27 protein-coding genes are annotated in these 26,384 nt (G+C 68.2%); 6 read left to right on the top strand and 21 right to left on the bottom strand.

Annotated features, from left to right (window positions below; genetic code table 11):
* Positions 1-35: 35 nt before the first annotated feature.
* Complete coding sequence (locus E3O54_RS01195) at positions 36-905, top strand: hypothetical protein (RefSeq protein ID WP_134400758.1); 870 nt, start codon at positions 36-38, stop codon at positions 903-905.
* A gap of 110 nt (positions 906-1,015) precedes the next feature.
* Here the strand turns inward: E3O54_RS01195 and dprA are convergent, their stop codons facing one another.
* The 5 genes from dprA to E3O54_RS01170 form a co-directional block, all read right to left on the bottom strand.
* A complete protein-coding gene (gene dprA, locus E3O54_RS01190; protein WP_134400757.1) occupies positions 1,016-2,275 on the bottom strand; it encodes a DNA-processing protein DprA in 1,260 nt (419 codons plus the stop codon).
* The gene (locus tag E3O54_RS01185) at positions 2,272-3,807 is read right to left on the bottom strand and encodes a YifB family Mg chelatase-like AAA ATPase (protein WP_134343034.1); all 1,536 of its coding nucleotides are present in this window, start codon (positions 3,805-3,807) and stop codon (positions 2,272-2,274) included. The genes dprA and E3O54_RS01185 overlap by 4 nt, the downstream gene beginning before the upstream one ends.
* On the bottom strand, positions 3,807-4,163 hold the full coding sequence (locus tag E3O54_RS01180) for a YraN family protein (protein WP_104103537.1): 357 nt from the start codon (positions 4,161-4,163) through the stop codon (positions 3,807-3,809). The genes E3O54_RS01185 and E3O54_RS01180 overlap by 1 nt, the downstream gene beginning before the upstream one ends.
* A gap of 263 nt (positions 4,164-4,426) precedes the next feature.
* Positions 4,427-5,137: an SGNH/GDSL hydrolase family protein gene (locus tag E3O54_RS01175; protein ID WP_104103143.1), complete on the bottom strand. Its 711-nt coding sequence runs from the start codon at positions 5,135-5,137 to the stop codon at positions 4,427-4,429.
* Positions 5,138-5,195: 58 nt separating this feature from the next.
* Positions 5,196-6,311 (bottom strand): dipeptidase, encoded by a 1,116-nt coding sequence (locus E3O54_RS01170; protein WP_104103141.1) that lies wholly within the window; start codon positions 6,309-6,311, stop codon positions 5,196-5,198.
* A 141-nt stretch (positions 6,312-6,452) separates the two neighbouring features.
* Here E3O54_RS01170 and E3O54_RS01165 point away from each other — a divergent pair, with 141 nt between their 5' ends.
* Positions 6,453-7,265, top strand: coding sequence for a metal-dependent hydrolase (locus E3O54_RS01165; protein ID WP_134400756.1), 813 nt, complete (start codon positions 6,453-6,455; stop codon positions 7,263-7,265).
* Positions 7,266-7,325: 60 nt separating this feature from the next.
* Positions 7,326-7,772, top strand: coding sequence for a nitroreductase family deazaflavin-dependent oxidoreductase (locus E3O54_RS01160; protein WP_104103135.1), 447 nt, complete (start codon positions 7,326-7,328; stop codon positions 7,770-7,772).
* A gap of 30 nt (positions 7,773-7,802) precedes the next feature.
* Here E3O54_RS01160 and E3O54_RS01155 read toward each other — a convergent pair whose 3' ends face one another.
* From E3O54_RS01155 to rpsP, 11 genes are all read right to left on the bottom strand, one after another.
* The gene (locus tag E3O54_RS01155; RefSeq protein ID WP_134374264.1) at positions 7,803-9,272 is read right to left on the bottom strand and encodes a glyceraldehyde-3-phosphate dehydrogenase; all 1,470 of its coding nucleotides are present in this window, start codon (positions 9,270-9,272) and stop codon (positions 7,803-7,805) included.
* A gap of 73 nt (positions 9,273-9,345) precedes the next feature.
* Positions 9,346-9,669, bottom strand: a complete 324-nt coding sequence (locus E3O54_RS01150) for a DUF2469 family protein (RefSeq protein ID WP_066596196.1) — start codon at positions 9,667-9,669, stop codon at positions 9,346-9,348.
* 12 nt (positions 9,670-9,681) lie between these two features.
* Positions 9,682-10,323, bottom strand: a complete 642-nt coding sequence (locus E3O54_RS01145; RefSeq protein ID WP_134400755.1) for a ribonuclease HII — start codon at positions 10,321-10,323, stop codon at positions 9,682-9,684.
* 3 nt (positions 10,324-10,326) lie between these two features.
* Positions 10,327-11,073, bottom strand: coding sequence for a signal peptidase I (gene lepB / locus E3O54_RS01140; protein ID WP_104103128.1), 747 nt, complete (start codon positions 11,071-11,073; stop codon positions 10,327-10,329).
* Positions 11,074-11,158: 85 nt separating this feature from the next.
* Positions 11,159-11,503: a 50S ribosomal protein L19 gene (gene rplS, locus E3O54_RS01135; RefSeq protein WP_104195167.1), complete on the bottom strand. Its 345-nt coding sequence runs from the start codon at positions 11,501-11,503 to the stop codon at positions 11,159-11,161.
* 192 nt (positions 11,504-11,695) lie between these two features.
* Positions 11,696-12,274: an MFS transporter gene (locus E3O54_RS01130; protein ID WP_134400754.1), complete on the bottom strand. Its 579-nt coding sequence runs from the start codon at positions 12,272-12,274 to the stop codon at positions 11,696-11,698.
* A gap of 36 nt (positions 12,275-12,310) precedes the next feature.
* Positions 12,311-13,060, bottom strand: coding sequence for a tRNA (guanosine(37)-N1)-methyltransferase TrmD (gene trmD, locus E3O54_RS01125; RefSeq protein ID WP_104103117.1), 750 nt, complete (start codon positions 13,058-13,060; stop codon positions 12,311-12,313).
* Positions 13,061-13,069: 9 nt separating this feature from the next.
* Positions 13,070-13,951 carry a formate/nitrite transporter family protein gene (locus E3O54_RS01120; protein WP_134343031.1) on the bottom strand — a complete coding sequence of 294 codons (882 nt, stop codon included), beginning with the start codon at positions 13,949-13,951 and terminating at the stop codon, positions 13,070-13,072.
* An 87-nt stretch (positions 13,952-14,038) separates the two neighbouring features.
* Positions 14,039-14,713 (bottom strand): ribosome maturation factor RimM, encoded by a 675-nt coding sequence (rimM, locus tag E3O54_RS01115; protein WP_104103111.1) that lies wholly within the window; start codon positions 14,711-14,713, stop codon positions 14,039-14,041.
* 22 nt (positions 14,714-14,735) lie between these two features.
* The gene (locus E3O54_RS01110; RefSeq protein ID WP_104103108.1) at positions 14,736-14,972 is read right to left on the bottom strand and encodes an RNA-binding protein; all 237 of its coding nucleotides are present in this window, start codon (positions 14,970-14,972) and stop codon (positions 14,736-14,738) included.
* 2 nt (positions 14,973-14,974) lie between these two features.
* On the bottom strand, positions 14,975-15,400 hold the full coding sequence (gene rpsP / locus E3O54_RS01105) for a 30S ribosomal protein S16 (RefSeq protein ID WP_104103105.1): 426 nt from the start codon (positions 15,398-15,400) through the stop codon (positions 14,975-14,977).
* 285 nt (positions 15,401-15,685) lie between these two features.
* Here rpsP and E3O54_RS01100 point away from each other — a divergent pair, with 285 nt between their 5' ends.
* A complete protein-coding gene (locus tag E3O54_RS01100; RefSeq protein ID WP_104103102.1) occupies positions 15,686-16,822 on the top strand; it encodes a glutamate--cysteine ligase in 1,137 nt (378 codons plus the stop codon).
* A gap of 348 nt (positions 16,823-17,170) precedes the next feature.
* Here the strand turns inward: E3O54_RS01100 and E3O54_RS01095 are convergent, their stop codons facing one another.
* The gene (locus E3O54_RS01095) at positions 17,171-18,010 is read right to left on the bottom strand and encodes an LLM class F420-dependent oxidoreductase (RefSeq protein ID WP_104103100.1); all 840 of its coding nucleotides are present in this window, start codon (positions 18,008-18,010) and stop codon (positions 17,171-17,173) included.
* A gap of 70 nt (positions 18,011-18,080) precedes the next feature.
* Positions 18,081-19,655, bottom strand: a complete 1,575-nt coding sequence (gene ffh, locus E3O54_RS01090) for a signal recognition particle protein (RefSeq protein WP_104103097.1) — start codon at positions 19,653-19,655, stop codon at positions 18,081-18,083.
* A 76-nt stretch (positions 19,656-19,731) separates the two neighbouring features.
* Between ffh and E3O54_RS01085 the strand changes: the two genes are divergently transcribed.
* Positions 19,732-20,052 carry a putative quinol monooxygenase gene (locus E3O54_RS01085; RefSeq protein ID WP_134342630.1) on the top strand — a complete coding sequence of 107 codons (321 nt, stop codon included), beginning with the start codon at positions 19,732-19,734 and terminating at the stop codon, positions 20,050-20,052.
* Between the two features lie 20 nt (positions 20,053-20,072).
* On the opposite strand, the gene E3O54_RS01080 is transcribed toward E3O54_RS01085, so the two are convergent.
* Positions 20,073-20,576, bottom strand: coding sequence for a DUF2004 domain-containing protein (locus tag E3O54_RS01080; protein WP_134342631.1), 504 nt, complete (start codon positions 20,574-20,576; stop codon positions 20,073-20,075).
* Between the two features lie 7 nt (positions 20,577-20,583).
* Positions 20,584-21,459 carry a signal recognition particle-docking protein FtsY gene (gene ftsY / locus E3O54_RS01075; RefSeq protein WP_104103088.1) on the bottom strand — a complete coding sequence of 292 codons (876 nt, stop codon included), beginning with the start codon at positions 21,457-21,459 and terminating at the stop codon, positions 20,584-20,586.
* 488 nt (positions 21,460-21,947) lie between these two features.
* On the opposite strand from ftsY, the gene E3O54_RS01070 reads away from it, so the two are divergent.
* Positions 21,948-22,328, top strand: coding sequence for a four-helix bundle copper-binding protein (locus E3O54_RS01070; RefSeq protein WP_134342632.1), 381 nt, complete (start codon positions 21,948-21,950; stop codon positions 22,326-22,328).
* 37 nt (positions 22,329-22,365) lie between these two features.
* Here E3O54_RS01070 and E3O54_RS01065 read toward each other — a convergent pair whose 3' ends face one another.
* Positions 22,366-26,127, bottom strand: coding sequence for a chromosome segregation SMC family protein (locus tag E3O54_RS01065; RefSeq protein WP_134400753.1), 3,762 nt, complete (start codon positions 26,125-26,127; stop codon positions 22,366-22,368).
* Positions 26,128-26,384: the final 257 nt, after the last annotated feature.

Genomic DNA, 26,384 nt, shown 5'->3' with positions numbered 1-26,384 from the left:
GCGGAACCCCGTTCTCAACCCAATCTGTCATTGCCGTGCAGGATGCGTTCGGAAACGCCGTCACCACCAGCACTGCCCCCATCAGCCTCAGCTTCACGACCCAGGCAGGCGCCGCGCTGTCCTGCACCTCAGGCAACCCGCTCGCGGCCGCGTCCGGTGTCGCGGCCTTCACCGGTTGCCGGATCGACAAACCCGGCAGCTACACACTCACGGCGGCCTCAGGGACCTGGACGGCCGAGTCCAGCAGCCTCACCATATCGGTCGGCTCCGTAGCGAAACTAGCCATCGCCTTCCCGACCAGCACCGCCATCAGTCAGAGTGCCTTCTCCACCCAACCGGTTGTCACGGTGCAGGATGCCGGTGGCAACACCGTCACGAACAGCACCGCAGCCGTGACATTGAGCCTCACCAACACACCCGTCGGGGCCACCCTGTCCGCGTGTGCTTCCGCCAGCACCGCCGGCGTCACGACCTTCACCGGTTGTCGGATCGACAAGGCCGGCGCCTACACACTGACGGCCGTCGTGGCAGGCCCCATCACGGCCACGAGCAACACCACCACGATCTCGGCCGGGGCCGCGTCAAAACTCGCTTTCACCGGAACATTCCCTCAGAAGAGCCATAAGAGGAACGACTTCTTCGTGCCTCAGCCGGAAATCACGATCCAGGATGCCTTCGGCAACACAGCGAACGCCGCTGTAAGCGTCACGCTCTCTGCGAGTCCACCGTCCAACAGATCCGGCACGCTGTCGTGCGCGGCGACAACCAGGACTTCTCTCAACGGTGTTGCTACGTTCAGTGGCTGCCAGGTCAGTTACCAAGGCAATCAAGCGGGCCTGTACACGTTCACGGCGGAAGCTTCGGGGCTTGTGAGCGCCTCCGTCATCGTCACGATCGTCCAGTGATCAGGAGTCTTCCAGTGATCATGGATGACAACGACGGGGCCACGGTCGACGTGCTCGTACGCCGAAAGGACGGGGACGACCAGGGGGGTGGTCGGGTGAACGGCGAACCGTTACCGGCCGCGCACCCAGCCGGTCTCCTTCTCCCGAACCACCCCCTCCAGGTCGAGGGCGCCGAGGGACCCCTGCACCGTTGACATCGACAGTCCGGCCCGACGGGCGATGTCGGTCACGCTGCGCGCCGCCCGCGTGCTCAGAGCGTCGAACACGCGCACCTGCTCGCTCGTGCGGCCGCCGAACCCGGCCGTGTCTCCATCGGCGGGCGGCAGGTCGAGGGTGAGGCCCAGCATCCGTTCGCCCACCAGTTCGGCCATTTCCGCGGCTGTGCTGACGCAAACGGCGTCATACTCGCGGATCAGCCGATGGCAGCCGGCCGACGTCGGCGAGGTCACCGGGCCCGGAACGGCCCCGAGCGGCCGGCCGAGAGCGGCGGCATGCCCGGCAGTGTTGAGCGAACCCGAGCGCCAGCCGGCCTCGAGCACGACCGTGGCCGCGCTGGCAGCGGCGATCAACCGGTTGCGTTGCAGGAACCTCCACTTGGTGGGCGCGGCCCCGCAGGGCAGTTCGGAAATGATCGCCCCCATCGTGGCGATGCGGCTCAGCAGGGCGTCGTGGCCGCTCGGATAGTAGCGGTCCACTCCCCCGGCGAGGAAAGCGACGGTCAGCCCCGAGCTGGCCAGTGCCGCCCGGTGCGCCATGCCGTCAATGCCGTACGCCGCCCCGGAGACGATGAGGAAGCCGCGGTCGACGAGCCCGGCGGAGGCCTCCATCGTCACATGCTCGCCGTAGCCGGTGGCCGCGCGGGCACCCACCAGGGCGATCGAGTTGGACAGCGCCGTCAGAGCGGTCGGGATGCCCCGCCACCAGAGTGCGATCGGCGCGTGGACTGCCAGGTCGTCGACGCCTCTCGGCCAATGTGCATCAGTGGGCACCAGGAGCCCGGCGGACGCGCGCGCCGCCTGCTGCAGGGAACGGATCACCTCGGCCGAGGATAACCGCGGCCGCCAGCGTTGCAGGGCCTGCTCCAGTAGGGCCTGCAGGTCGTCGGTCAGTGGCAACCCCGTTGCGGCCAGCGCGCCCGCGAGCCGGGCCCCGGTCCACAGGTCGATGACGGCACTGAGTGCCGGCCCGGCCCCCAGCCCCTGCACGAGCAGTCCGGCGGCGCCGTCGCCCGGCTCCGAGATGCCGGTCCACGCGGCGCGCGCGAACACATCGGCGGCGGCCGCGGCATCTGTCGGGCCAGACCCGGCGGATGCCCGCACGCCCCCGGTCAGCGCAACCACCGTGGATTCCTCCAGCCCAAACAGCATCATGACGTCATTCCCTTCCGCAGGTACAAGGCCTGCCCTACCTGTTCAATGCCGGGCCGGGACACGCCCTCGAGGTCGGCGATGGACCAGGCCACCCGCAGTACTCGGTCATATCCGCGCATGGTGATGCCTCCGCGTTCAAGCGCCCGGTCAAGGATGGCCGTGGCCGCTCTGCCCAGCCGGGCCTGGGGGCCGCGCAGCCAGGGGCCGGGCACATCGGAGTTCAGCGTCCACGGCGTGCCGGCGAGGCGCTGGGCCGCGGCGGCTCGGGCCTCGATCACCCGTCCGCGGGCGACGGCGCTCGCCAGTCGGGGCGTCTCGGTGGCCAGCCTCAGCTGGGCGGCAGTGATGCGCTGCACCCGCAGCTGAATGTCGATACGGTCCAGCAGCGGTCCCGAAATGCGCGCCAAGTACCGTCGCCGGGAGCTCGGCGGGCAGGTGCAGTCCAGGTCAGGGGCGCCGTACTGCCCGCAGGGGCACGGGTTGGCCGCCATCACCAGCTGGAAGCGGGCCGGGAAGTGAGCGACCGCGTTGGCGCGGTGAATGCTGATCACCCCGGATTCCAGCGGCTGCCGGAGCGCGTCGAGCACCGCCGAGGCGAATTCGGGAGCCTCATCGAGGAAGAGCACCCCGTGCGAGGCGCGCGCCGCCGCGCCAGGCCGGACCTGCCCGCTGCCTCCGCCGACCATGGCCGCCGCCGTCGCCGTGTGGTGCGGGGCCTCAAGCGGCGGGCGGGTGATCAGGGCGCGCCCGACGGCGCGGCCGCTGAGCGACCGCATGGAGCTGACCTCGAGGGAGGCCTCAGCGTCGAGGTCGGGCAGCAGTCCGGGCAGCCGGGCCGCCAGCATGGTCTTGCCGGCGCCGGGCGGCCCCACCATGAAGACGTGGTGACCGCCGGCCGCCGCGATCTGCAACGCCAGGATCGCATCGTCATTGCCGATGATGTCGACCAGGTCGGGTTCGGCCGTCTCCGCCGCGGCGTCGCCGGGAACGAGGATGGGGTCAACCGGGATCGGTTCGAGTTCGGCGCCATGCCAGATGGCGGCGTCCCGCAGGGAGGCGACACCGATCACCCGCACGCCCGGCACGAGGGACGCCTCATCGACGTTGCCGGCGGGCACCATCACCGTGCCGTGGCCAAGCCGGGAGGCCGCGATCACCGCCGGGAGCATGCCCGGCGTCGGCCGCAGCCGTCCGTCGAGGGCCAGCTCGCCGATGTGCACCACCCGGCCCACCGACGCGGCCGAGACCACCTGGTCGGCCCCGAGGCAGGCCAGCGCGATGGCCAGGTCGAAGCCCGACCCGTGCTTCGGCAACGACGCCGGGGAGAGGTTGATGGTGAGCTTGTTGCGGGTGAGCGGACAGCCCGAGTTCTTCGCCGCAGCCCGCACCCGCTCGGTGGCCTCCGACAGGGCCGCATCGGGCAGCCCGATCAGGATGATACCCGGCAGCTGCCCGGAGATGTCGGCCTCCACCTCGACTAGTGCCCCGGTCATCCCGGCCAGGGCCACCGCATGCGTGCGGGCGAGCCCCATCAGAACACGCCCGTCAGGTGCTCGATCACGGGCTCGGTGCCGGGACGGATGATCACGGCGATGGCGTCGACACGGATGCGGGCGGGCCGGGCATCCGCCTGTTCGCACCACGCCGCCGCGAGGCGACGCAGCCGGGCGAGCTTGGCGACAGTGATGGCCTCGAACGGATGCCCGAAGCGGGTTCCCGAACGCGTCTTCACCTCGACGAAGACGACCTCTCCCCCGAGCTCGGCGACCAGGTCGATCTCACCCTGCCCGCAGCGCCAGTTGCGCTCCACGACCCGGTAGCCGGCGGCGGCGAGGAAGAGGGCGGCGCACTCCTCGCCCTGCCTGCCCAGTTCGTCTTTGCGTGCCACGAGCACCTCCGCCCCCAGCGTGCCGGGTAGGCGCTCCCGGCGCTCGCGGGGTCGAGAAGCTGTGCGGTCGGCGGCGCGGCCGCGTCTGGGGAGGACCACCCCCCGGCCCGGCCTTCAGCACCACCGTCCCGAACGAATTCGACGCCGGCACGGCGGTCCGTCTGTGCTGACCAGCGTCCACGCGGTGCAATCAGCTCTGCCGTAGCGGGAGCGATACAACCAATCGATCAGGACTCCCTCAGCTACAGCCCCAGCGCGGCGAGCTACAGCCCCAGCGCGGCGAGCGCCGCGTCCATCCGCTCGGCGAGGGCTGCGTAGCCGGCGTCATTGGGGTGCAGGCCGTCGTCGGCCATCCACTCGGGGTGCCCGTCGAGCCAGTAGGAGGCGCCGGAGATGTAGTCTGCGTCGGCGCCGAGCGCGGCCGCCTGAACCCAGCCGATGATCTGCTCCACGGAGTCCGGGCGCTCCTCGGTGTACCAGAACGGCTCCACGACGATGAGGCGCGCCTCTGGCAGGGCCGCCCGGATCGTCTCGAAGTCGCGGGTGATCGCCGCCTCGATCTCGTCGGCGCGGGACGGCATCGAGAAGTTGTCGTTGAGCCCCATGGTGCTGATCACGATGTCCGGCCTGGCAGCGATGACCTGGTCGATCAGATCATCCCCCCGCCGCTGGTTCACGAAGCCGAGGCCGTTGCGGCTCGGGTTGACCTCGGTCCAGTCGCGCTCGGCCGAGACGATGGTCGACCAACGTTTGTCCGCAGCCGAGCCGCCGGTGCCGCGCGTGTAGGAGTCGCCGTAGAAGGCGACCACGGTCTCGCCGGGGCCGCGGGCCGCGGGACCCGGGTCGGCCTCGCCCAGGCCGCGGCCCAGGACGCCGCTCTGGGCGAGCATTGCCAGGGCCACCGCCCCCGCGAGCAGCACGGCGGCGGCGATCCACACGGTGATCCAGAAGGCAGGGCGTCGTCGAGGGGTCATGACACTGATTCGGAGCCGGGCACCGGCAGGGTTGGCGGAACACGCCGGCCCGGCATGCTCAGCGCACCAACCGGGGCACCGAGGCGCCGGATGCCGCGTGTCCGGCGGCCGCGAACGCGGCATCCGTCTCGCGCAACACCCGCAGCACGTTGGCGCCGGCAAGAGCCGCGAGGTCGGCGGCCGACCAGTCGCGCCGGGCCAACTCGGACAGCAGCGCCGGGTAACCGTCGACGCCTTCGAGGCCGGCAGGGAACTCGTCGGTGCCGTCGAAGTCGCCTCCGAGGCCGATGTGGGCCATTCCGGCGACGCGGCGGGCGTGTTCGACGTGGTCGGCGACATCCGTCAGCGTCACGACCGGCGCCGGCCCGGCCCGGTCGCCCTCGAACCAGACCGAGTAGTCCTCGGACAGGAATTGGGGCACGAAGGTGAGCATGAGCACCCCGCCGTTGGCGGCCAGTCGGCACAGCACGTCGTCGGGCACATTGCGGGGGTGGTCGCTGAGGGCCCGGCAGGAGCTGTGACTGAAGATGACGGGCGAGTCGGACGCGTCCAACGCCGCGTGCGCCGTGGCCGGGGAGACGTGCGAGAGGTCGACCAGCATGCCCAGCCGGTTGAGTTCGTGCACGTAGTCGACGCCGCGGGGTGTGAGGCCACCGTGCTCGGGTTCATCGGTGCCCGAGTCGGCCCAGGTCGTGTTGTGCACGTGGGTGAGGGTGAGGTAGCGCACGCCCAGCCGGGCGAACATGCGCAGCGCGGCCGGGGAGTCGTTGAGGCTGTGTCCGCCCTCGGCGCCGAGCAGGGAGGCGATGCGCCCGATCGCTCGGGCGGCCTCCACGTCGGCGGCACTGCGCGCGATGCCGAAGTCGTCGGGGTAGCGCGCGGCGAGGCGGTAGACCCAGTCGATCTGCTCAAGCGTGCCCTGCACGGCGTCGGCGCCTGTAAGGTCGTCGCTGACGTAGACCGACCAGAACTGCGCTCCGACCTGCCCTGCCCGCAGCCTGGCGATGTCGGTGTCGGTGGACAGACCGCCCCCGAGACCCTCCACGGAGTAGTCGCGGCTCTGCCGGCACTCCCACGCCCAGTCGTTGTGGCCGTCGATCAGCGGGGCCAGGGCCAGCGCCTGCTCCACGACGACGGATGCCGCGGCGGGCGCGGACGGAACCGGTGTGCTCATGCCCCCACGCTAGTGCCGGCCGGCACGGGCGGGGAGCGGAAGCCACCTACAGTTGAACGGGAACTGGTGAACCGGCTTAGTCGAGGCTCGGCATGCCCCCGACGGCCTGAATCAGACTTGGACCAGTTAGGACCCCCTCTCATGATGGGTGCACACCATGCCATGACCGGCGCCGCCGCCTGGATCGCCGTCACGGCGACCGCCGGGCACGGCCTCGGGCTCTTTCCTGTGACGCCCGTCGGCACGATCGCCGGCTCGCTGCTCTGCGCCGGGGCGGCCCTCCTCGCCGACGCCGACCACAACTCGGCCACCATCTCGCAATCCGTCCCCGTGCTCGGCCGGCTCGTCACCACGGGGATCTCCCGGGCCTCCGGCGGCCACCGGCACGGCCTGCACAGCCTGCTCGGCCTGTTCTCGGCGTGGCTGCTCGCCACCGTGATCGGTCTGGTGCTCTGGGAGCCCGTCTGGGCCACGGAACCGGTGCGCGTCGGCCCGGCCCTGATGAGCGCCGCGGCGATCGCGTTTGCGGCCAAGGTGCTCGGCCTCTCGAAGCAGTCGTGGGGGCTGGCCTGGGCGATCGGCTTCGCCGTGGCGGCTTTCATCGCCGTTTTCGCCCCGGAGCAGCACTCGTGGTTCGTGATCTGCTTCACACTGGGCTACGGCGTGCACCTTCTGGGCGACCTGCTCACCACCGGCGGGCTGCCCCTGTTCTGGCCGTGGATCCCGAAACCGCCCAGATGGTGGTGCCAGGTGCCGGTGCTCGAGAATCTGTGGTCATCGGGCGGCTACCTGTCCGTGCCGGTGCTGGGCAACGCCGGCTCCCTGCGGGAGTGGCTGCTGCTGATCCCGGTCACCGCCTATGCGGGCTACGGCGTGCTGTTCGCGCTGCTGGAGACCTGGGGCGTCAACTTGGAGGCCGCGCTGGTGGACATTGCCGGGGCGCTACCGCTGTAGCGGGGCAGAAGACGCCGGGACATCCGTCGGTCGCCCCTGTTCACCTCGTAGGCTGGAGGCATGGGACTGCGTAATCGGCTGACGGATCTGCAGATGAAGACGATGAGCGTGCTGCACCGCGCGGTGCTGACGGCCTCCGGCGGGCGCCTGCTCGCCTCGTTCGGGTCGATGCCGGCGGTCGAGCTGCACACCATCGGCCGCTCCAGCGGCAAGCGTCGCACGACCATGCTCACCGCCCCCGTGCACGGGCACCAACGCTTCGTGCTGATCGCCTCGAAGGGCGGCGACGACCGCCACCCGCAGTGGTATCTCAACCTGGTAGCGAACCCCGACGTCGAGCTGACCGTGCGCGGCACCACCCTGAAGCTGCGGGCGCGAACCGCGTCCCCCGCGGAAAAAGCCGAGCTGTGGCCGCAGATCGTGGCTGCCTATCGGGGCTACGACGGCTACCAGCAGAAAACCGGCCGTGATATCCCGGTCGTGATCTGCGAGCCCCGGCCGCGCTGACCCGAACCCGGGCCAACGCCGCTCGGTGACTCAGACCAGGGCGACCGGCTCGATCAACACCTTCGGGAACACCGGCGGATGCACGCCCGCCATCTCCTCGAGCACCCGGATGACCTGGCAGCTGTACCCGTATTCGTTGTCGTACCAGACGTACAGCACGGCCTTCGTGTCGGTGCAGATGGTGGCCAGGCCGTCGACGATGCCGGCCCGGCGGGAGCCGAGGAAGTCGCTGGAGACCACCTCGGGCGAGTCGATGTAGTCGATCTGCTTGTGCAACTCGGAGTGCAGCGACATGGTGCGCAGGTAGGTGTTGAGCTCGTCCTTGGTGGTGCCCTGCGTGAGGGTGAGGTTGAGGATCGCCATCGACACGTCGGGCGTGGGCACCCGGATGGCGTTGCCGGTGAGCTTGCCGGCCAGCTCGGGCAGCGCCTTGGCGACGGCCTTCGCGGCCCCTGTCTCGGTGATCACCATGTTCAGGGCGGCGCTGCGCCCGCGGCGGTCGCCCGAATGGAAGTTGTCGATCAGGTTCTGGTCGTTGGTGAACGAGTGCACCGTCTCCACATGGCCTTCCCGGATACCGAAGCGGTCGTTCACGGCCTTGAGCACGGGCGTGATCGCGTTGGTGGTGCAGGATGCCGCCGTGATGATGGTGTCGTCCGCGGTGATGGCGTCGTGGTTGATGCCGTGCACGATGTTCTTCAGCGCGCCCTTGCCCGGAGCCGTGAGCAGCACCCGGGCGACACCCGGGCAGGCCAAGTGCTGGCGGAGTCCGTCGGCGTCGCGCCAGCGTCCCGTGTTGTCGACCACGACAGCGTTCTGGATGCCGTATCGGGTGTAGTCGACGGTGGCCGGGTCGCTCGAGTAGATGACCTGAATCAGCGTGCCGTTGGCGAGGATCGTGTTGCCCACCGGGTCGACGGTGATGGTGCCCTCGAATGGTCCGTGCACCGAGTCGCGGCGCAGCAGGCTCGCCCGCTTGACGATGTCGTTGTCCGACCCGCGGCGCACCACGATGGCCCGCAGGCGCAATCCCTGTCCCCCGCCGGCGTGGTCGATCAGGATGCGCGCGAGGAGACGTCCGATCCGGCCGAAGCCGTACAGCACGACATCCGTGCCCGCGGTGACGAAGTCACCCTGCCGGTCGACGACATCCGCCAGCTCGGCCCGGAGGAATTCCTCCCGGCCGCGCCCGGCACCCTCGAGTTTGTAGGTCATGGCCAGCCGGCCGAGGTCGATCGACGCGGTCCCGAGCCGGAGGGTGCTAAGGGTCTGCAGCAGCGGCAGGGTCTCCTCCAGGGGCAGTTCCACATCGTCGATGTGGCGCGCGAAGCGGTGCGCCTTGAGCAGTCCGATCACCGACTGGTTGACCAGTCCCCGGCCGTGCACGCTCGTGACGACGTGATTTTCCCGATACAGACGGCCGATCAAGGGGATCATCTCTTCAGCGAGTGCCTCCCGGTTGATCCACGAGGCCAGAGCGCGATCAGATTCCTGAAGCAAAAGACATACCCTTCGTTCTCGACCGCATCGTTGCGCCGAGTGTGCAGACCCCCAGGCCTGAGTCTTCGTTGTGCTACTCGTCGAGCGCGAGTTCCTTCGGCAGTTCGAACTCCTTGGACGCGAGTTCCTCGACGTTGACGTCTTTGAAGGTCAGCACCCGCACCGACTTCACGAACCGGTCGGAACGGTAGACGTCCCAGACCCAGACATCTTTCATGGTCAATTCGAAGTAGAAGTCGTGCTCCGTGTCACGGCGCACCAGCTCGACCTCGTTCGCGAGATAGAAGCGTCGTTCGGTCTCGACGACGTACTGAAACTGCCCCACAACGTCTCGGTACTCGCGGTACAGGGCCAGCTCGACCTCGCGGTCGTAGTCCTCGAATTCATCTTCTTCCATGGTTCCTCAATCCTACGCTGTGATCTTCAGCCAGGATTTGCGATGCAGCAGAGTGGGTCCGAGCAGGGCGATCGCCGCCATGTGGGCGGGGCTGCCGTAGCCCTTGTTGCCGGCCCACTCGTAGCCGGGCGTCACGGCATCCGCCTCGATCATCAGAGCGTCGCGGTGCACCTTCGCGATCACGGATGCCGCGGCCACCGACGCGCAGTCCTGGTCGGCCCGCACGCGGGTCACCACGTTGAGCGGAGTGCTCAGTGCCCTGTTCAGCCAGTCGTCGTTGCCGTCCAAAAGCACCACGGCGCCGGTGATGTCGACCCCGGCCGCGAACAGCTGCGCGAGGGCCCGCTTGCCGGCCAGGCCGAGCGCGGCGATGATGCCCAGTCGGTCGACCTCCAGCGGCGTCGCGAGGCCGACCGCTGAGTGCAGCGCCCAGGCGACAGCCAGCGGCGCAAGGAGCCCGCGCCGGGGTTCACTGAGCATCTTGGAGTCGCGCAAACCGGCCGGGAAGGCCGAAGCTGAGGCGTTGACGACGGCCACACCTACCCCCACCGGACCGGCAAGGGCGCCGCGGCCGACCTCGTCGACGCCGATCACGCAGGTCGCCCCGGCGGCCAGCAACGCCCGTTCGATGTCGAGGGTCGGATCCACGACCATTCCCTACCTCGTCTCCGTGGGGACGCCCTGGAAGACCTCCGGGTAGTCGTCGAGCCAAGACCAGCGCGCGGTCGGCCAGCTGATCACGAGGGCGCGCCCGACGACGTTGTCGATGGGCACGAACCCCTTGCCGGGGGTCTCGGTGTTGTAGCGGGAGTCCTTGGAGTTGTAGCGGTTGTCACCCATCACCCAGAGCGAGCCGTCCGGCACGACGATGTCGAAGTCGTCCTGCGAAACGCTCGTCTCCCCGGTCGGCAGAGACACATAGGGTTCGGACAGAGGCACGTCGTTGACGCTCATCTGGCCGAGCGGGTTGCAGCAGGTGACGTGGTCGCCCGGCAGCCCGATGACGCGTTTGATCAGGTGGTCGTTGCTGTCCGGCGCCGACAGCCCCACCGCGGCCATGACCCAGTCCACGGCGGCGATGACGGCGTTCTGCTCGAGGGGCGCCTGCGGCAGCAGCCAGCCGCCCGGATCCCGGAACACGACGACGTCGCCGCGTTCGACCGGGATCAGTTTCGGTTCGAGCTGGTTCACGATGATCCGGTCGTTGATCAGGAGGGTGGTCTCCATCGACCCGGAGGGAATGTAGAACGAGCGCACCAGGAACGTCTTGATCAGGAACGAGATGAGCAGCGCCACCACGAAGATGACCAGCAGGTCACGTATAAAGAGTGCAACGCCGCGCTTCTTGCGCTTTGTTTCTGTTCCCTGGCGATTGGATCGCGTGGGCAGAGAATTATCTGTCATTAAACCGCCTGAGCTCCTGACCCAGTGTACGGGTGAGGAGCTCAGGGGGAATTCAGCGCAAGCTGGAAGTCGACTGCGACGGGTGTTAGTCGCGCTTCTCCTTGATCTTGGCCTTCTTGCCGCGCAGGTTGCGCAGGTAGTACAGCTTCGCGCGACGCACGTCACCACGGGTGACGACCTCGATGCGGTCGATCACCGGGGAGTGCACCGGGAAGGTACGCTCGACGCCGACCTGGAAGCTGACCTTGCGTACGCAGAACGTTTCGCGCACGCCTTCGCCGGAGCGTCCGATGACGACTCCCTGGAAGACCTGCACACGAGAGCGAGCGCCCTCAACGATGTTGACGTGGACCTTGACGGTGTCGCCGGCGCGGAACGCCGGAATGTCCTTGCGGAGGGATGGGGCATCCACCTGGTCGAGAATATGCATACTGTTCGCTCTCTGTATCCGCCACAGGACGACTACGGCTTATGCGATCCGACACGCGAGGCGAGCGAATCAGCAAATGAATGAGTTTGTTTCGTGCCGATACGTTGCAGCTCCCCTGTGGCAGAGGCTTGCCACGGCACAAACGATGATTATGTCACGAAACGCACCATGCCCGCAAAAGCTGGGTGAAGGTCAGGCCTCCGGCGCCTGACCGTGCTTCTTCCCGGATTCCTTCTTCTCGAACGACTCCCCGGTCGGGCGGAGTGGATGCTCGCGCACGATGATGACGGAGGGATCCGGCGTGGGGTTGAAACCGTCGGTCGGCGGCAGCGTGGGCGGCACGGTCGGCAGGAACGCGGGGCCCCTCGCCGTCTCCTCGACCAGGAGCATCATGGCCCGCATGCTGCGGCGGGCGGCGGCGATCAGCTCCCAGATGGCGAACCAGAACGCGCCGATTCCGACCACGATCACCAGCGCGGCGAGGCCCGGCGCGACGCCGTAGGTAAAGCCCATGCCCACGATCAGGGCGTGCCAGAGCGTGAGGATGCCCACGTCGGCCCACGACACCATGCGGGTGCTGCGCACCTCGGTGCGGGCGAAGAAGATCAGGCTCACGGCGAGCAGGCCCACACCGACCACGAGGCCGCCGAAGAAGCTGCCGACCACGTCCCAGCCGCCGCTGCCGTAAACGGAGGCGCCGACCAGGAGCCACGCCGGAAGCACGAGGACGGCAATGAACTGCCAGTAGTAGAAGAACCTGCGTACGAACACGGAATCAGACTACCCGGGCGATCTGCTCCGGCGAGCTCAGTTCGCTGGCGGCAGAAGGTCCGGGCGCACCCGGGCCGTGCGCAAGAATTGCTGCTCCCGCCGCCACGCCGCGACGGCGCCGTGGTTGCCACTGAGCAACACCGACGGAACGTCGAGGCCGCGCCAGGCCGCGGGCTTCGTGTAGCTCGGATATTCGAGGAGGCCGTCCTCGTGGGATTCCTCGACAAGGCTTTCCGGGTTGCCGACGACCCCCGGGATCAGACGACCGACGGCCTCGATCATGGCCATCACGGCCACCTCTCCCCCGTTGAGCACGTAGTCGCCGAGACTGACCAAGCGCACCCGGCCGTCCTGCTCGAAGTGGTCGAAGACCCGCTGGTCGATGCCCTCGTAGCGTCCGCAGCCGAAGATGAGGTTCGATTCCTCGGCCAACTCCCGGGCCATGGCCTGCGTGAACAAATCCCCAGCCGGGGACGGGAAGATCAGGAGCGGACTGGCATCCGTCGCCGTCGTTTCGGGCATGACGGACGCATCCGGCGGCTCGGCACCCGGGTGCACGTCGGTGAGGATCGCGTCGATCGCGTCACCCCATGGCTCCGGCTTCATCACCATGCCGGCGCCGCCGCCGTAGGGCGTGTCGTCGACGGAGTGGTGCCGGTCGTGGGTGTGGTCGCGCAGGTTGTGCACCCGAAGGTCGATCAGCCCCGATTGCCGGGCCTTGCCGACCAGGGAGACGTCGAGGACGGAGAAGAACTCCGGAAAGATCGTGATGATGTCGATACGCACGGGAGAAGTCTACGAGCGAACGAGCGTGGGTTCGGCAGGCTCGGTCGCCTCGGCGGCCACCTCCGCGTCGACGTCGACTGCTTCACCGGATGCCGGGGCGCGGTTCACATGGGTACGGTGCGAGAAGTAGATTGGCAGCGCGGTGAAGAGGATGGCGCCCAGGACGTTGCCGAGGAGCACCGGGGCCTGGTTCCATACCCACCACTGCCCGACCGTGACGTCGGCGCCGAGCATGATGCCGGCCGGGATCGCGAACATGTTGACGATCGCGTGCTCGAGGCCGAGGCTGAAGAAGGTCGTCACCGGCAGCCACATCGCGAGGATCTTGCCCCCCGTGGACTTGGACGTATAGAACATGATGGTGCCGATGGCGACCATCCAGTTGCAGAGCATGGCCTTGATGATCACGACAAGGATGCCGCCGGCACCGACCGCCTCGTAGGGCAGCACCTTGTGCTCGGCGAGGTCGATGATGGCCTGGACCATCGGGTCGGACATGTCCGTGCCCAAGTAAGTGATCGACGTCGTGTAGAGGAAGGCGTACAGTCCGGCCCCGAAGAGGTGGGCGAGAATGACCACGAAGAAGTTCCTGAGTCCCCGGGTGACCGTCGTGCGCCTTTCCATGATCGCAAGCGGGACAAGGGCGAAGCTACCGGTGACCAGCTCGAGGCCCAATAGCAGGATCATCGCGAATCCGACCGGGAAGAGCACGGCCCCGACGATCGGCAGCCCGGTCTGGGCCGTGGCGGTTAAGGCGACGGTCGTGGCCGCTCCGAGAATCGCCCCGGCAAGCGCACCCCGCATCACCATTTGCCCCAGGGTCAGTTGCGTTTTAAGCATGCCGGAGTGAGTGATGTCATCGACGAGTTGGCTCGGTTTAACGTACGACATGCGACGGTGCTCCAATAAGAGGTCTGCCGCGTCGTGACGAGGTGGGGAGCCGGTCGGGCGCGGCGCGCCTCTCCCCGAGGAGGTGTTTCAGCTCCGGCCGGGGGCTCCGTCAACCTCGGCCTGGGGTTCTGATTCAGTTTCGGGGGCAGCCGTGGCTGCGGTGTTGTCACTATTGTCGACGTTGTCATCGTCGTCGTCCGGTTCCTCCGGGAGCTCTTCGAGCAAGCCGGGAGGCGGGGTGATGGTGACGATGCCGGTCGCGATGTCGACGGAGGGCACGATGGCCTTCACGAATGGGATCATGACCTCGGCGGCGGGGGTCTTCACGATCAACAGGTCCTGCGCGGGAAGGTGCTCCAGCCGCGCGATGGTTCCGATCTGGACGCCGTCGCGCACGACGGAGAGGCCGATCAACTGGTGGTCGTACCAGGCGTCTTCTTCGCCGGACTGTTCCGCGTCGTCTTGGTCGATCCAGAGGATCGCCTTGGCGAGGGCTTCGGCCGCTTCACGGTCGGGGACATCCTTGAAGAAGCCGACCGCGTGCTGGTTGTACCAGCGGAGCTCGACGAGCTCGATTTTCTTGCCGTGCCAGGGTGAACCCGTGGGCACCTGCAGGGTGAACACGGCGCCCGGGACGAAACGACGTCCCGGGTCATCCGTGAACAATTCCAGCTTGATCGCGCCCTTGAGACCGTGCGCCTTGGTCAGGCGCCCCACCCTCAACTGGCTGCGCGGAGTCGTACTGTCGTTCACCGAACTCATATCCAACTACTCATTTACCAGTTCAGAAATCGGTGTCGACGACGTCAACGCGCACGCGCCGGCCGTCGGCCAGCGCGGCCACGAGGGTGCGCAGTGCCTTGGCGGTGCGCCCGGAACGCCCGATCACGCGGCCGAGGTCTTCGGGGCTCACACGAACCTCGAGAACCTCGCCCCGTGGGGACGTCTGGGTCACAACATGCACATCGTCCGGGTGATCGACGATCCCCTTGACAAGATGCTCAAGCGCGGGAGCGAGCAAAATTACGCCTTGTCCTCTTCGGTTGCCTCCGCGGCAGCCTCGGTCTCCTTGGGTGCCTCTTCCTTGGCCACAGGCTTGACGGCCTTCGGCTTCAGAACCGGCTTCTTCTTCTCGTCGGCGACGAACGGAGCCTTCGGCTCCTTGAACTTCACGGTACTGACGGCGTTCTTGTCACCCTTGAAGATGCCCCAGTCGCCGGTCAGCTTGAGGAGAGCCTCAACCTGCTCTGTCGGCTGTGCTCCAACGCCCAGCCAGTACAGGGCACGCTCGGACTTGACCTCGATGACGGAGGGCTCCTGCGTGGGGTGGTAGATGCCGATCTCTTCGATGACACGACCATCGCGCTTGGTGCGCGCGTCGGCAACGACGATGCGGTAGTACGGTGCACGGATCTTGCCCATGCGCTTCAAACGAATTTTGACAGCCACAATTCTCCTGTGTATTTGATTTTTGGCGAACTGAGGGCCGTGAGCGTGGGGGCACACTCGGCACAAGCTCAATAAGGTTTTTTCCTGCGCCTGAGTAGAGGGTCGGACGCAAGAGAACTCGACTAACTATTCTGTCAGACATCGACGACTTTCTGATAATCGACCGGCTGGGCGGCGCGGTCATCACCGGACCCGCGTCCGGCTGGGGCGCCGCTTCGCCAATCGGTGTCAGGATTGTCACACAACCACGCCCGAAGGGGTGAACCAGGATCGGAAGGACCGCGCATGGGGATCGAATTTGCCCGGTCGAAACGGTCAACCATTGGCATCGAGTGGGAACTCGCCCTCGTCGACCGCGAGTCGGGTGACCTGGTCTGCCTGGCCGAAGAGGTGCTGACGGCTCTGGCCGCGCCCGACGGCACGCCGCATCCGCACATCACCGGGGAATTGCTCCTGAACACGGTCGAACTCGTGTCGGGGGTGCACCATACAGTTGCGGGCGCCGTCACGGATGTCGCCGTCCAGGTTGACGAGGTGCGCGCCATCACGGATCCGCGGGGCGTCGAACTCATCTCTAGCGGATCGCATCCGTTCAGCCAGTGGTTCGACCAGAAGGTCACGGACGAGGCCCGCTACCAGCGGTTGATCGACCGCACCCAGTGGTGGGGCCGCAACATGATGATCTGGGGCATCCACGTGCATGTGGGGATCGAGGACAAGGCCAAGGTCATCCCGATTTTGAACGGCCTGCTCGGCTACCTACCGCACCTGCAGGCCCTGTCGGCGTCGAGCCCGTTCTGGGCCGGCGTGAACACGGGCTACGCCTCCAACCGCGCCCTCATGTTCCAGCAGTTGCCCACCGCCGGCCTGCCGTGGATCCTGCAGGACTGGGAGGCCTGGGAGCGCTACGTGGCCGATATGACGGCCACCGGGGTGATCGAGGATGCGACCGAGGTGCGCTGGGACATCCGTCCTTCGCCGCGATGGGGAACCATCGAGGTGCGCGCCTGCGACGGCGTGTCCACGACGGAGGAACTCGGCGCCATCGCCGCGTTCATCCAGTGCCTGGTCGACTGGATGTCTGGGCGTCTCGACGCCGGCGAGACGGTCGGGCCGATGCAGCCGTGGTTCGTTCGTGAGAACAAATGGCGGGCCGCTCGCTACGGCCTGGACGCCGAGATCATCACGGATGCCGCGGGCGCCGAAAGCCTGGTGACCGACGATGTGCGCCGGCTGATCGGCATCCTCTCCCCCGTCGCCGAGCGTCTGGGCTGCCTGGACGAGCTGCAGAGCCTGAACCGGATCATCACCGCGGGTGCGAGCTACCAGCGGCAGCTGCGCGTCGCCGAGGCGCACGGCGGCAGCCTGCCGGCCGTCGTGAAGTCGCTAACCCGCGAACTCCGCACGGGCCTCCCCGCATAGCTGACTGAGCCTTCATGGCCGTGGACGATGCGGGATCGCGGCTTGGGGGTTCCGAGCCGGGTGTTCGTGATGTCGACGCAGGCAGGCAGTGGACCGTGACGCGGGATGTGAGTGCGTTCCGGCCACCGTGTCTCTCGGGTCCGCGGCCCTGCAGCAACTCCGTCCCCAACGAATTCGACGGCGATTTTGGCGGAATCGGCCCGTCACACACCGAAAAACCCGTTTCACACCAAAATCTCCGTCGAATTGGTTCACCACCGAAGCCGGCGTTCCGCCTGTGATGATCAGCGTCCACGTGGTGCGGGCAGGACTGACCTTCCGGGAGCGATACCACCACTCGATTAGGACTCACGCATCTCGGGTGCAGCCCGTCTCAAGCGCGTTTTTTGTATCACGCCAGGCGAGCCAGTCAGTGAGCGAGGCCAGGTCGTAGTGCGGGCCGGACAGCCCAAGGGTGAACAGGCGGGCGCCTAGGTCGTAGAGCTCGTCGGCCTCGGTCACGGTGCGGGCCCGCAGCTCGGTGGAGATCTCGATCTCGGAGAGGTCCCGGCCCACCGTGTCACACCACTTCGAGAGCACGCCGAGCTTGTGCTCGAGCACCGCGGGAGTGGAAAACGAATGCCAGATGTCCGCATGTCTCGCCACGATCCGGAGGGTCTTCTTCTCGCCCCCGCCGCCGATCAGCACCGGGATGTCGCGCAGGGGCGGCGGGTTCAGCTTCGCCCAGCGCGCCTCGATCCGCGGGAGGTCGGCTTCGAGGGCGTCCAGGCGGGTGCCCGCGGTGCCGAACTCGAAGCCATACTCGTCGTAGTCGCGCTCGAACCAGCCGGAGCCGGTGCCGAAGATGAACCGGCCGCCGCTGATGTGGTCGATGGTGCGCGCCATGTCGGCCTGCAGGTCGGGGTTGCGGTAGCCGTTGCAGTTGACCAGCGCGCCCAGCTCGATGGTGGAGGTCTGCTCCGCCCAGGCCGCGAGGAGCGTCCAAGACTCGAAGTGGAGGCCGTTCTTCTCGCCGGAGAGCGGAAAGAAATGGTCCCAGTCGAACGCGATGTCCGTGCCTAGGGCCTCGACCTCCGCCACGGTCACTCGAATCTTCGGATAGAGGGCGTGCTGCGGGGCGATTTGCACACCGATACGCACTCGGTCGGCCCTGGGGGAAGGCGTGGAGGAAGGCGTGGAGGAGGTCATGCGCTCATCCTAAACCGGCGGCCGGGGGCATCCGCAGCGCAGTCAGCGGCTCAGCGTTTGCGGCGCAGTATCACCGACCGAGCATCTTCTGCAGGGCGGCCATCTCGTCTTCGGTGGGACCGCCCGCCTTCCTGGCGCCGCCGAGGCCGAAGCCCGTGCCGCCGCCCGCACCGGGGCCTGCGCCAGCGGGCTTCTCACCGGACGCGATCGCCAGGTTCTCCGCCGCGCGCTTGGCCGGGTTGCCTGACTTCGAGCCCTTCTTCTTGGGCTGCGGCTTGCCACGGCCGCCGCCGCCCATGCCGCCGGGGACCGGGCCCATGCCGGGGATGTTGGGCATGCCGCCCTTGGCGACCGTCTTCATCATCTTGGCGGCCTGCTCGAACCGGGACACGAGCTGGTTGACCTCGGTCACGGTCGATCCGGCGCCGCGGGCGATGCGCAGCCGACGGGATCCGTTCAACAGCTTCGGGGTGGTGCGCTCGGCCTTGGTCATCGACTGGATGATGGCCTCGGTGCGCACGATCTCGCGCTCGTCGAAGTTCTCGAGCTGCTGCTTCATGGCGCCGGCGCCGGGGAGCATGCTCATCATCTTCTTGATCGAACCCATGTTGCGCAGCTGCTGCATCTGCCCGAGGAAGTCGTCGAGGGTGAAACTGTCGGTGGAGAACTTCTCCGCCATCTTGCGTGCTTCGTCTTCGTCGAAGGCACCCTGCGCCTGCTCGATCAGGGTGAGGATGTCACCGAGGTCGAGGATGCGGCTGGCCATGCGGTCGGGGTGGAACGGCTCGAAGTCGTCGAGGCTCTCACCGGTCGACGCGAACATGATCGGACGGCCGGTGATCGAGGCCACGGACAGGGCCGCACCGCCGCGCGCGTCGCCGTCGAGCTTGGAGAGCACCACGCCGGTGAAGTCGACGCCGTCCTGGAACGCCTTGGCGGTGGCCACCGCGTCCTGGCCGATCATGGCGTCGATCACGAAGAGCACTTCGTCGGGGTCGATGGCCGTGCGGATGTCCGCGGCCTGCTTCATCATCTCCGCGTCGACGCCGAGGCGTCCGGCGGTGTCGACGATGACCACGTCGTGCATCTTCTGCTGCGCGTACTTGACGCCGTCGCGGGCGACCTTGACCGGGTTGCCGACGCCGTTGCCGGGCTCGGGCGCGTAGACGGGCACGCCCGCCTGGGCGCCGACGACCTCGAGCTGGGTGACCGCGTTCGGGCGCTGCAGGTCGGCCGCGACCAGGATCGGGGTGTGGCCGTCTTTCGCGAGCCACTTCGCGAGCTTGCCGGCGAGGGTGGTCTTACCGGCACCCTGGAGGCCGGCGAGCATGATGATGGTCGGCGGCTTCTTGGCGAATTCGAGTCGGCGCTGCTGACCGCCGAGGATCTCGACGAGCTCCTCGTTGACGATCTTGACGACCTGTTGGGCCGGGTTCAGCGCCTTGCTGACCTCGTCGCCGAGGGCACGCTCGCGCACCTTGCCGGTGAAGTCCTTGACCACCTCGAGGGCGACGTCGGCGTCGAGCAGTGCGCGCCGGATCTCGCGCACGGTGCCGTCGACATCCGCCGCGCTGAGCTTGCCCTTGGTGCGGAGATTCTTGAACGTCTCGGCCAGGCGATCTGAGAGGTTTCCAAAAGTAGCCATAATGCGTTTAGTTTAACCGGTCGCGGAGCCTACGTTTGTTCGGGTGCGCAAACCGCATCCGAAGCCAGGAGTCACCATGTCCGTTGTCGTCGTCGCCGTACTCACCCCGAAGCCCGGTCGCAGCCAGGAGCTCCTGGACGCGTTCGCCGTGGTCTCCCCCACGGTGCACGCCGAGACCGGCTGCGAACTGTATGCCGCGCACACCGACGGTGACCTGGTGGTCATGGTCGAGCGCTGGGCCAGCGTCGCCGACCTCGCGGTGCACGCGACCGGCGCGGGAATCACCGAACTTGGTGCGCTCACCGATGACGCACTGGCCGCCCCCACGGACGTCAAGGTGCTGCAGAACGTGCCGTTCGGCGACCCGGCCAAGGGCACCATCCAGGAGGGGCACTGACGTCCGACCGGACTGCTGCGCTACTGCTCGACGGCGATCCGCACGGGGTCGCCGTGCACGTCGATCGTGACCACGAGCAGGGCGTCGGTGTCATCGGGGCTGATCGAGTACTCGAGCACCGCGAAGTGCTCCTCGCTACGGAAGTGGTGCGGGTGGAAACCGATCCGCTGCAGCTGGATGGAGCGCAGAAAATCGATTTGTTTGTCGCCCGAATCCCAGATCAGGGCGTCGTCGAGAACCTCGGGATCCATTTCGTCGAGTTCGGTCGTGATGTATGCGCCCGTCACCGAGCCCTCCTTGCTGAGGTCGGCCACGAGCGATTCGCGGGCCTGCGAATCGAGTCCCTCGATGTCGTTGACCATGGCCGCCGCAATGTCGAGCGCTTCGGTCGAGACGGACTCCTCGTCGGGGGAGCTGAGGTCGATCTGCACGTCCTGGTCGCCCAGTTCGGCCGAATCCGACCAGTAGACCTCGCCAGCATCGTCACTGCCGAGAATTCCGAAGAAATCGTGTTCGATGGTCATGACTGTCCTATCCGACGAGTTTTTGTGCGAAAACGTGCGGCGTGAAACCGGTGAGGTCGTTGATGCCCTCGCCCTGGCCCACGAGCTTGATGGGGATGCCGGTCTTCTCCTGCACGGCGAGCACGAAGCCGCCCTTGGCGGATCCGTCCAGTTTGGTGAGCACGAGCCCGGTCACGCCGGCATGCTGGATGAAGGCCTCGGCCTGGGCCAGTCCGTTCTGGCCGGTCGTCGCGTCGAGCACGAGGAGCACCTCGGCGATCGGGGTCTGCTTCTCGATCACCTTGCGGATCTTGGTGAGCTCGTCCATCAGGCCGCCCTTGGTCTGCAGCCGCCCGGCGGTGTCGATGATCACGATCTCCGTGCCGTCTTTCATGGCCCGCTCGACGGTCTGGAAGGCGACGGATGCCGGGTCCTGGCCGTGGGCCTGCGGCCGCACGATGTCGGCGCCCGCCCGTTCGGCCCAGGTTGCCAGCTGTTCCACGGCGGCCGCACGGAACGTGTCTGCCGCCCCGATCAGCACGCTGCGGTTGTAGGTGCGCAGGAACTTCGCGAATTTGCCGATCGTGGTGGTCTTGCCGACGCCGTTGACGCCGACGACGAGCACGACGGCAGGCCGCGCGCTGAGGTTGAGGGTGGAGTCGAGCTTGGAGAGCCGTTCCTCGAGGCCTTCGCGCAGCATCCGTTGCAGGTCGGTCGGGTCGGTCGTGTTGTACCTGGCGACCTTGGCCCGCAGGTCGGCCACGACCGCCTCCGTGATGCTGGGACCGAAGTCGGCCTGGATGAGCGCGTCTTCGAGGTCTTCCCAGGTTTCGGCGTCGATGAGCTTCTTCGCGAACATGCCGCGCAGTGCGCCGGAGAGAGACCAGGGGGTGCGTTCTGCCATACCTACAGCCTATGGCTCGCGCGGTATCTGCGCCGCTGCGCCCCAGGTGTGCCTCGCGCGAAGCGGCGCAGCCGGCGCGTACCGAGCGGTGGACCTCCGAACCGATGGTGCGGACCGGGAGCGGCACCGCCCCGATAACGCTCGTTCGTGCGATTCGTGCCGTCACACGAGCGACCCGACCCGGCAGAATGACGGGGTGACGGCCCAGACCTCATCCTCTTGTGTCGGCATCGTCCACATCACGGCACGTCCTTCCCGCACGGCCCGGCGGCGGTCGGCAGCCTGATGCGTACGCTGGCGGCCGCGCGGCCGGAGCCGATCGTTGCCCTCGGATTCGTCGATGTGCAGCGCCCGGACACGCCGGAGACCCTCAGCCCGGTGTGAGGGTGTTGTTCTGAGGGACTTTCGGTCCTGGAACGACCACCCGAAAACGAGCAGGAATGTGCAAGCCCCCCGACAGCCGCCCGGACCCGGTCTAGGGTGTCGGCATGGCAGTCAGCACAGGGCCCGAGAGTGTGCGCACCGGGATCAACCGGTGCATCGCGGCGTGCGACGCTCTCGTGACGGTAAGCGAGGACTGCGCGCACGCCTGCCTCCGCATCAAGGGCAACGGCGACATCACCCGCTGCTTCTTCGCCGACCTGGACTGCATCGAGGTGTGTTCGTCGACGAGCCGGCTGCTGTCCTGGCATGCGCGCAAGGACGGGCTGATGACCATCGCGCTGCTGGAAACCTGCCGCGAGGCCGCCCGGGCATCGATCGCGGCCTGCGAGAACATGGCCCGGCTGCATCCGGGCTGGCACACCTGCAGCATGGCCTGCCGCCGGGTCGACGAGGCCTGCGCGCGACTCCTGGCCGTGCTGCGCTAGCGTTCCTCACTCGACAGCGGCGAACAGCGGCGACGTGTCAGGATGCCTGCTCGTCATCCTTCGCGATGCGCTGCCCGACCACGGCCGAGACCCCATCGAGGCGCATCGAGACGCCGTAAAGGGCATCCGCGATCTCCATCGTGCGTTTCTGGTGGGTGATCACGATGAGCTGACTGGTGGCGCGCAGGTCCTCGAAGATAGTCAGCAGCCGGCCGAGGTTGGCGTCGTCGAGGGCAGCCTCGACCTCGTCCATGATGTAGAACGGACTCGGGCGGGCCTTGAAGATGGCGATCAGCAGGGCCACGGCGGCGAGCGAGCGCTCTCCGCCCGACAGCAGCGAGAGCCGCTCGATCTTCTTGCCGGCGGGCTTGACCGAGACCTCGATGCCGGTCGTGAGCAGGCTGTCGGGATCGGTGAGACGGATGCTGCCGCTCCCGCCCGGGAACAGCACCGGGAACACCTCGGCGAACGCCGCCTGGGTGTCGTCGAAGGCGCTGCCGAAGATGGCACCCATCTTCTCGTCGATCTCCTCGATGATGGTGAGCAGGTCACGGCGCGTGTTGGAGAGGTCGGTGAGCTGCTCAGTGAGGAAGCGGTGCCGCTGCTCGAGCGCGGCAAACTCCTCGAGGGCCAGCGGGTTCACTCGGCCGAGCTGGGCATAGCGGCGCTCGGCGACGGTCAGGCGGCGCTGTTGGTCGTCCCGGTCGAAGCGGACGGGTTCGATGGTCGGGTCTGAGCTGTTCTGGACGGCGCCCGGGATCGGCTGGTCGGGCCCGTACTCGGCCACGAGCACGTCTTCGGTCAGACCGAGGTCGCTGACGGCGCGCTCGAGCAGCCCGGACAGGTGCAGCTTCTTCTCGTAGATGGCCAGTTCCAGGCCGTGCACGGTCTCGGTGACGGCCTGCAACCGGGTGCGCAGAGCGCTGTCCTCCCGGCGCAGCGCCGCGATTTCCTCGTTCTGGCTGCTGCGCTCCGCCTCGGCGGTGGCCAGGCGCAGCCTGGCTTCGCTGGCGGAGGCGTCGACCGAGGCGAGAACCAGCGGGAGCGCCTCGGCCACCCGGCTGGCGGCATCCACCTGACGGCGACGGATGACCGCACGCCGGGCTGCCTCCTCGGCCGCCGCCCGCGCGGCAGTCTGCTGTTTCGCTAGCGCGTCGGCCCGCGCCTGCCCGGCGCGCACGCGTTCGCGGGCGGTCTCGGCCTGGAGCCGGGCCTCGACCTCGGCTTCGCGCGCGGCCTCGAGGGCGGCGACGAGCGCGTCGCGAGGTCCGGTATCCGGCACCGGGCGCGGCCGGGCGCGCTGTTCGTCGCGCGCGGTGCGGGCCATCTCGCTCGCGGCCTCGAGGGCGGCGACGGCCTCGGCCTGCAGTAGGAGGGCGGCGGAGAGCCGACTCAGTTCGGCGGTGGCCGCCTCGAGCTGCACGGTGGCCCGGTTGGTCTTCTCGGCCTGCACGGTCGTGCGGGACTCGAACGCCCGCACCCGGGCGGTGGCCGCCTGGGCCTGGGTCTTGCGGGCGGACAGCACGACGCGGGCCTCGGCGAGGTCGGCGACGACCTGCTCGAGCCGGATGCGCACCGCAGCGAGCGAGTCGGCGGCCGCATCGCGGTCGGCGATGAGCTCGAGGCGGCTGCGCCGGGCCCCGGAACCACCGCACAGCACGGTGTCGCTGAATACGTCTCCGGCCCGGGTGATGACGGTGATCGGGAGGGCTGCGCGCCCGGCGGTCGCCACGCCAACGGTCTCCACGCCAACGGTCTCCACTTCCTCGGATCGGGGTCCGAATCGGTCTACGACGGCTCGGGCGGCGTCGAGGTCGTCGGCGATCACCGTACGCCGGAGCAGGCCGAGCACCCCGGGTGGCGCGTCGATCACCGATTCGGCCCAGAGCAGCCCGGGCTGCACGGTGAGGTCTGGCCGGGTGTCGGGTGCGAGGACATCCGTCGTGCCGGTACCCGACGTGCCAATACCTGACATGCCGGTATCCGCCGTGCCGTCACCGGGCGCGTCGGCGTCGATCGTGCCGGCCGTCGCATCGCCGGTCGCGTCTGCGGGCGGGGCGTCGGCCCTGGCGTCTTCGTCGATCGTGCCGGCCACGATAAGTTCGACCCGGCCGAGATCGTCGGCGCGGGCGCGCACGATGGCGTCGACGGCCGCGCTCCAGGTGTCGGCGAGCACGGCGTCGGCGAGGGAGCCGAGGGCGGCGGCGATGGCGGCCTCGTAGCCGGGCCGCACGCGCACATGCTCGGCCACCAGACCACGGATGCCCGCCGGGGCCGCAGCGAGCAGGGCCGCCGAGCCGTCCTTATGGTCCAGAGCGAGGGACAGTGCCCCCGCGCGGGCGGCGAGGGCGTCCCGTTCGCGTTCGCCGAGGTGCAATTCGTCGCGCAGGCGTTCGACCTCGACCTCCGCCTGGGCGACGGCAGACCGGGCCGCGGCGGCAGCCTCGGCCGGGTGGATCTCGCCGGCGTCGAGGGCGGCCGCGTCGAGCGCCGCGGCGTCCGCGGCGAGTCCGGCGAGGTGTGCCTCAGCCGTGTCGACCCGGCCACGGGCGGCATTGAGGGCGTTCTGCTGCCGCAGCACTTCGCCGCGCACGGAGGCCAGGCGGCCCGCGGCGGTCTCGGCCTGCCCGGTCAGCTGGGAGAGGTGGAGGTCGTGCCGGGAGACCAGCACGGCCTGGGCGGCGATCTGTTCGTCGAGCGCGTCGAGCCGGCCCCAGGCCTCCTCGGTGGCCGCGCGGGCGGCAGCCCAGGTGGAGTCGGCCACGTCGATGCGGCTACGCAGCGCGTCGATCTCGGCGGCGGCATCCGTCAGCATCGCCGTGGTCACGCTGGGGCCGGCGTCCACGGACTCGGCCTGCGAGCCGAGCAGGGCCAGCCGCTGGTTGGCGAGGGTGTAGAGGCCGCGCAGGCGCTCCTGCACGGATTCCAGGCCGAAGTTCGTGCGCCGGGCCCGGTCGACGGCGTCGCCGATCTGCTCTTGCTCGAGTCGGCGCAGGCGCCGCTGCCGGGTCTCGAGCTGTTCGGTCAACACGAGTCGTTCGGCGTGCCGCTCGCTCTCGGTGCGGCCGTGCGCGTCGAGCGCGATACGCAGCGTGACCACGTCGTCGGCGAGGAGCCGGGCCCGGGCGTCGCGGGCGACGGCGGCGATGATCTGCGCCTCGCGGGCGATGTCGGCCTGGCGCCCGAGCGGTTTGAGCTGCCGACGGATCTCCCCGGCAAGGTCGCTGAGCCGGGTGAGGTTGGCCTGCATGCCGTCGAGCTTGCGGAGGGTCTTCTCCTTGCGCCGACGGTGCTTGAGAATGCCGGCGGCCTCCTCGATGAACCCGCGGCGCTCCTCGGGGCTGGCGCGCAGCACGGCGTCGAGCTGCCCCTGCCCCACGATCACGTGCATCTCCCGGCCGAGGCCGGAGTCGCTGAGCAACTCCTGCACGTCGAGCAGGCGGCAGGTGCGCCCGTTGATCGCATACTCACTCGCACCGTTGCGAAAGAGGGTGCGGGAGATGGTGACCTCGGTGTAGTCGATCGGTAGCGCGCCATCCGTGTTGTCGATGGTCAGCGTCACGGCCGCCCGGCCGAGCGGGCCCTTGGTGGACGTGCCGGCGAAAATGACGTCTTCCATCTTGCCGCCGCGAAGGGTCTTCGCGCCCTGCTCGCCCATCACCCAGGCGAGTGCGTCGACGACGTTGGACTTGCCCGAGCCGTTGGGCCCGACCACGCAGGTGACGCCGGGTTCGAAGGCGAACGTGGTGGGGTGGGCGAAGGATTTGAAGCCTTTGAGCGTGAGGCTTTTCAGATACACGGTTTCGCCCCCTTTCGCCGCTGACTCGGGTCGCGGCTGCCCGGCGCGCCGCCCCCAGTAACGGTACCGGACACAGCCGCCACCGCCCGGTAGGCGCGGTCCCTGGCGGTAGGCGCGGTCCCTGACGAATTCGACGGAGATTTTGCCGATTTGGAGCGGAAACGGATGTCTCGGGCCGGGTTTGAGCAAAATCTCCGTCGAATTGATTCGGAGCTGGGGCCGAACCCGGGTGGCAGGGGCGGCAGGGGCGGCGCTAC

Origin of the sequence: Cryobacterium sp. TMT2-4 (assembly GCF_004402575.1) — a bacterium.
Taxonomy (GTDB): Bacteria; Actinomycetota; Actinomycetes; order Actinomycetales; family Microbacteriaceae; genus Cryobacterium; species Cryobacterium sandaracinum.
Note: the sequence above shows the minus strand (reverse complement) of the source record. Positions and strands in the feature narration are given on the sequence as shown.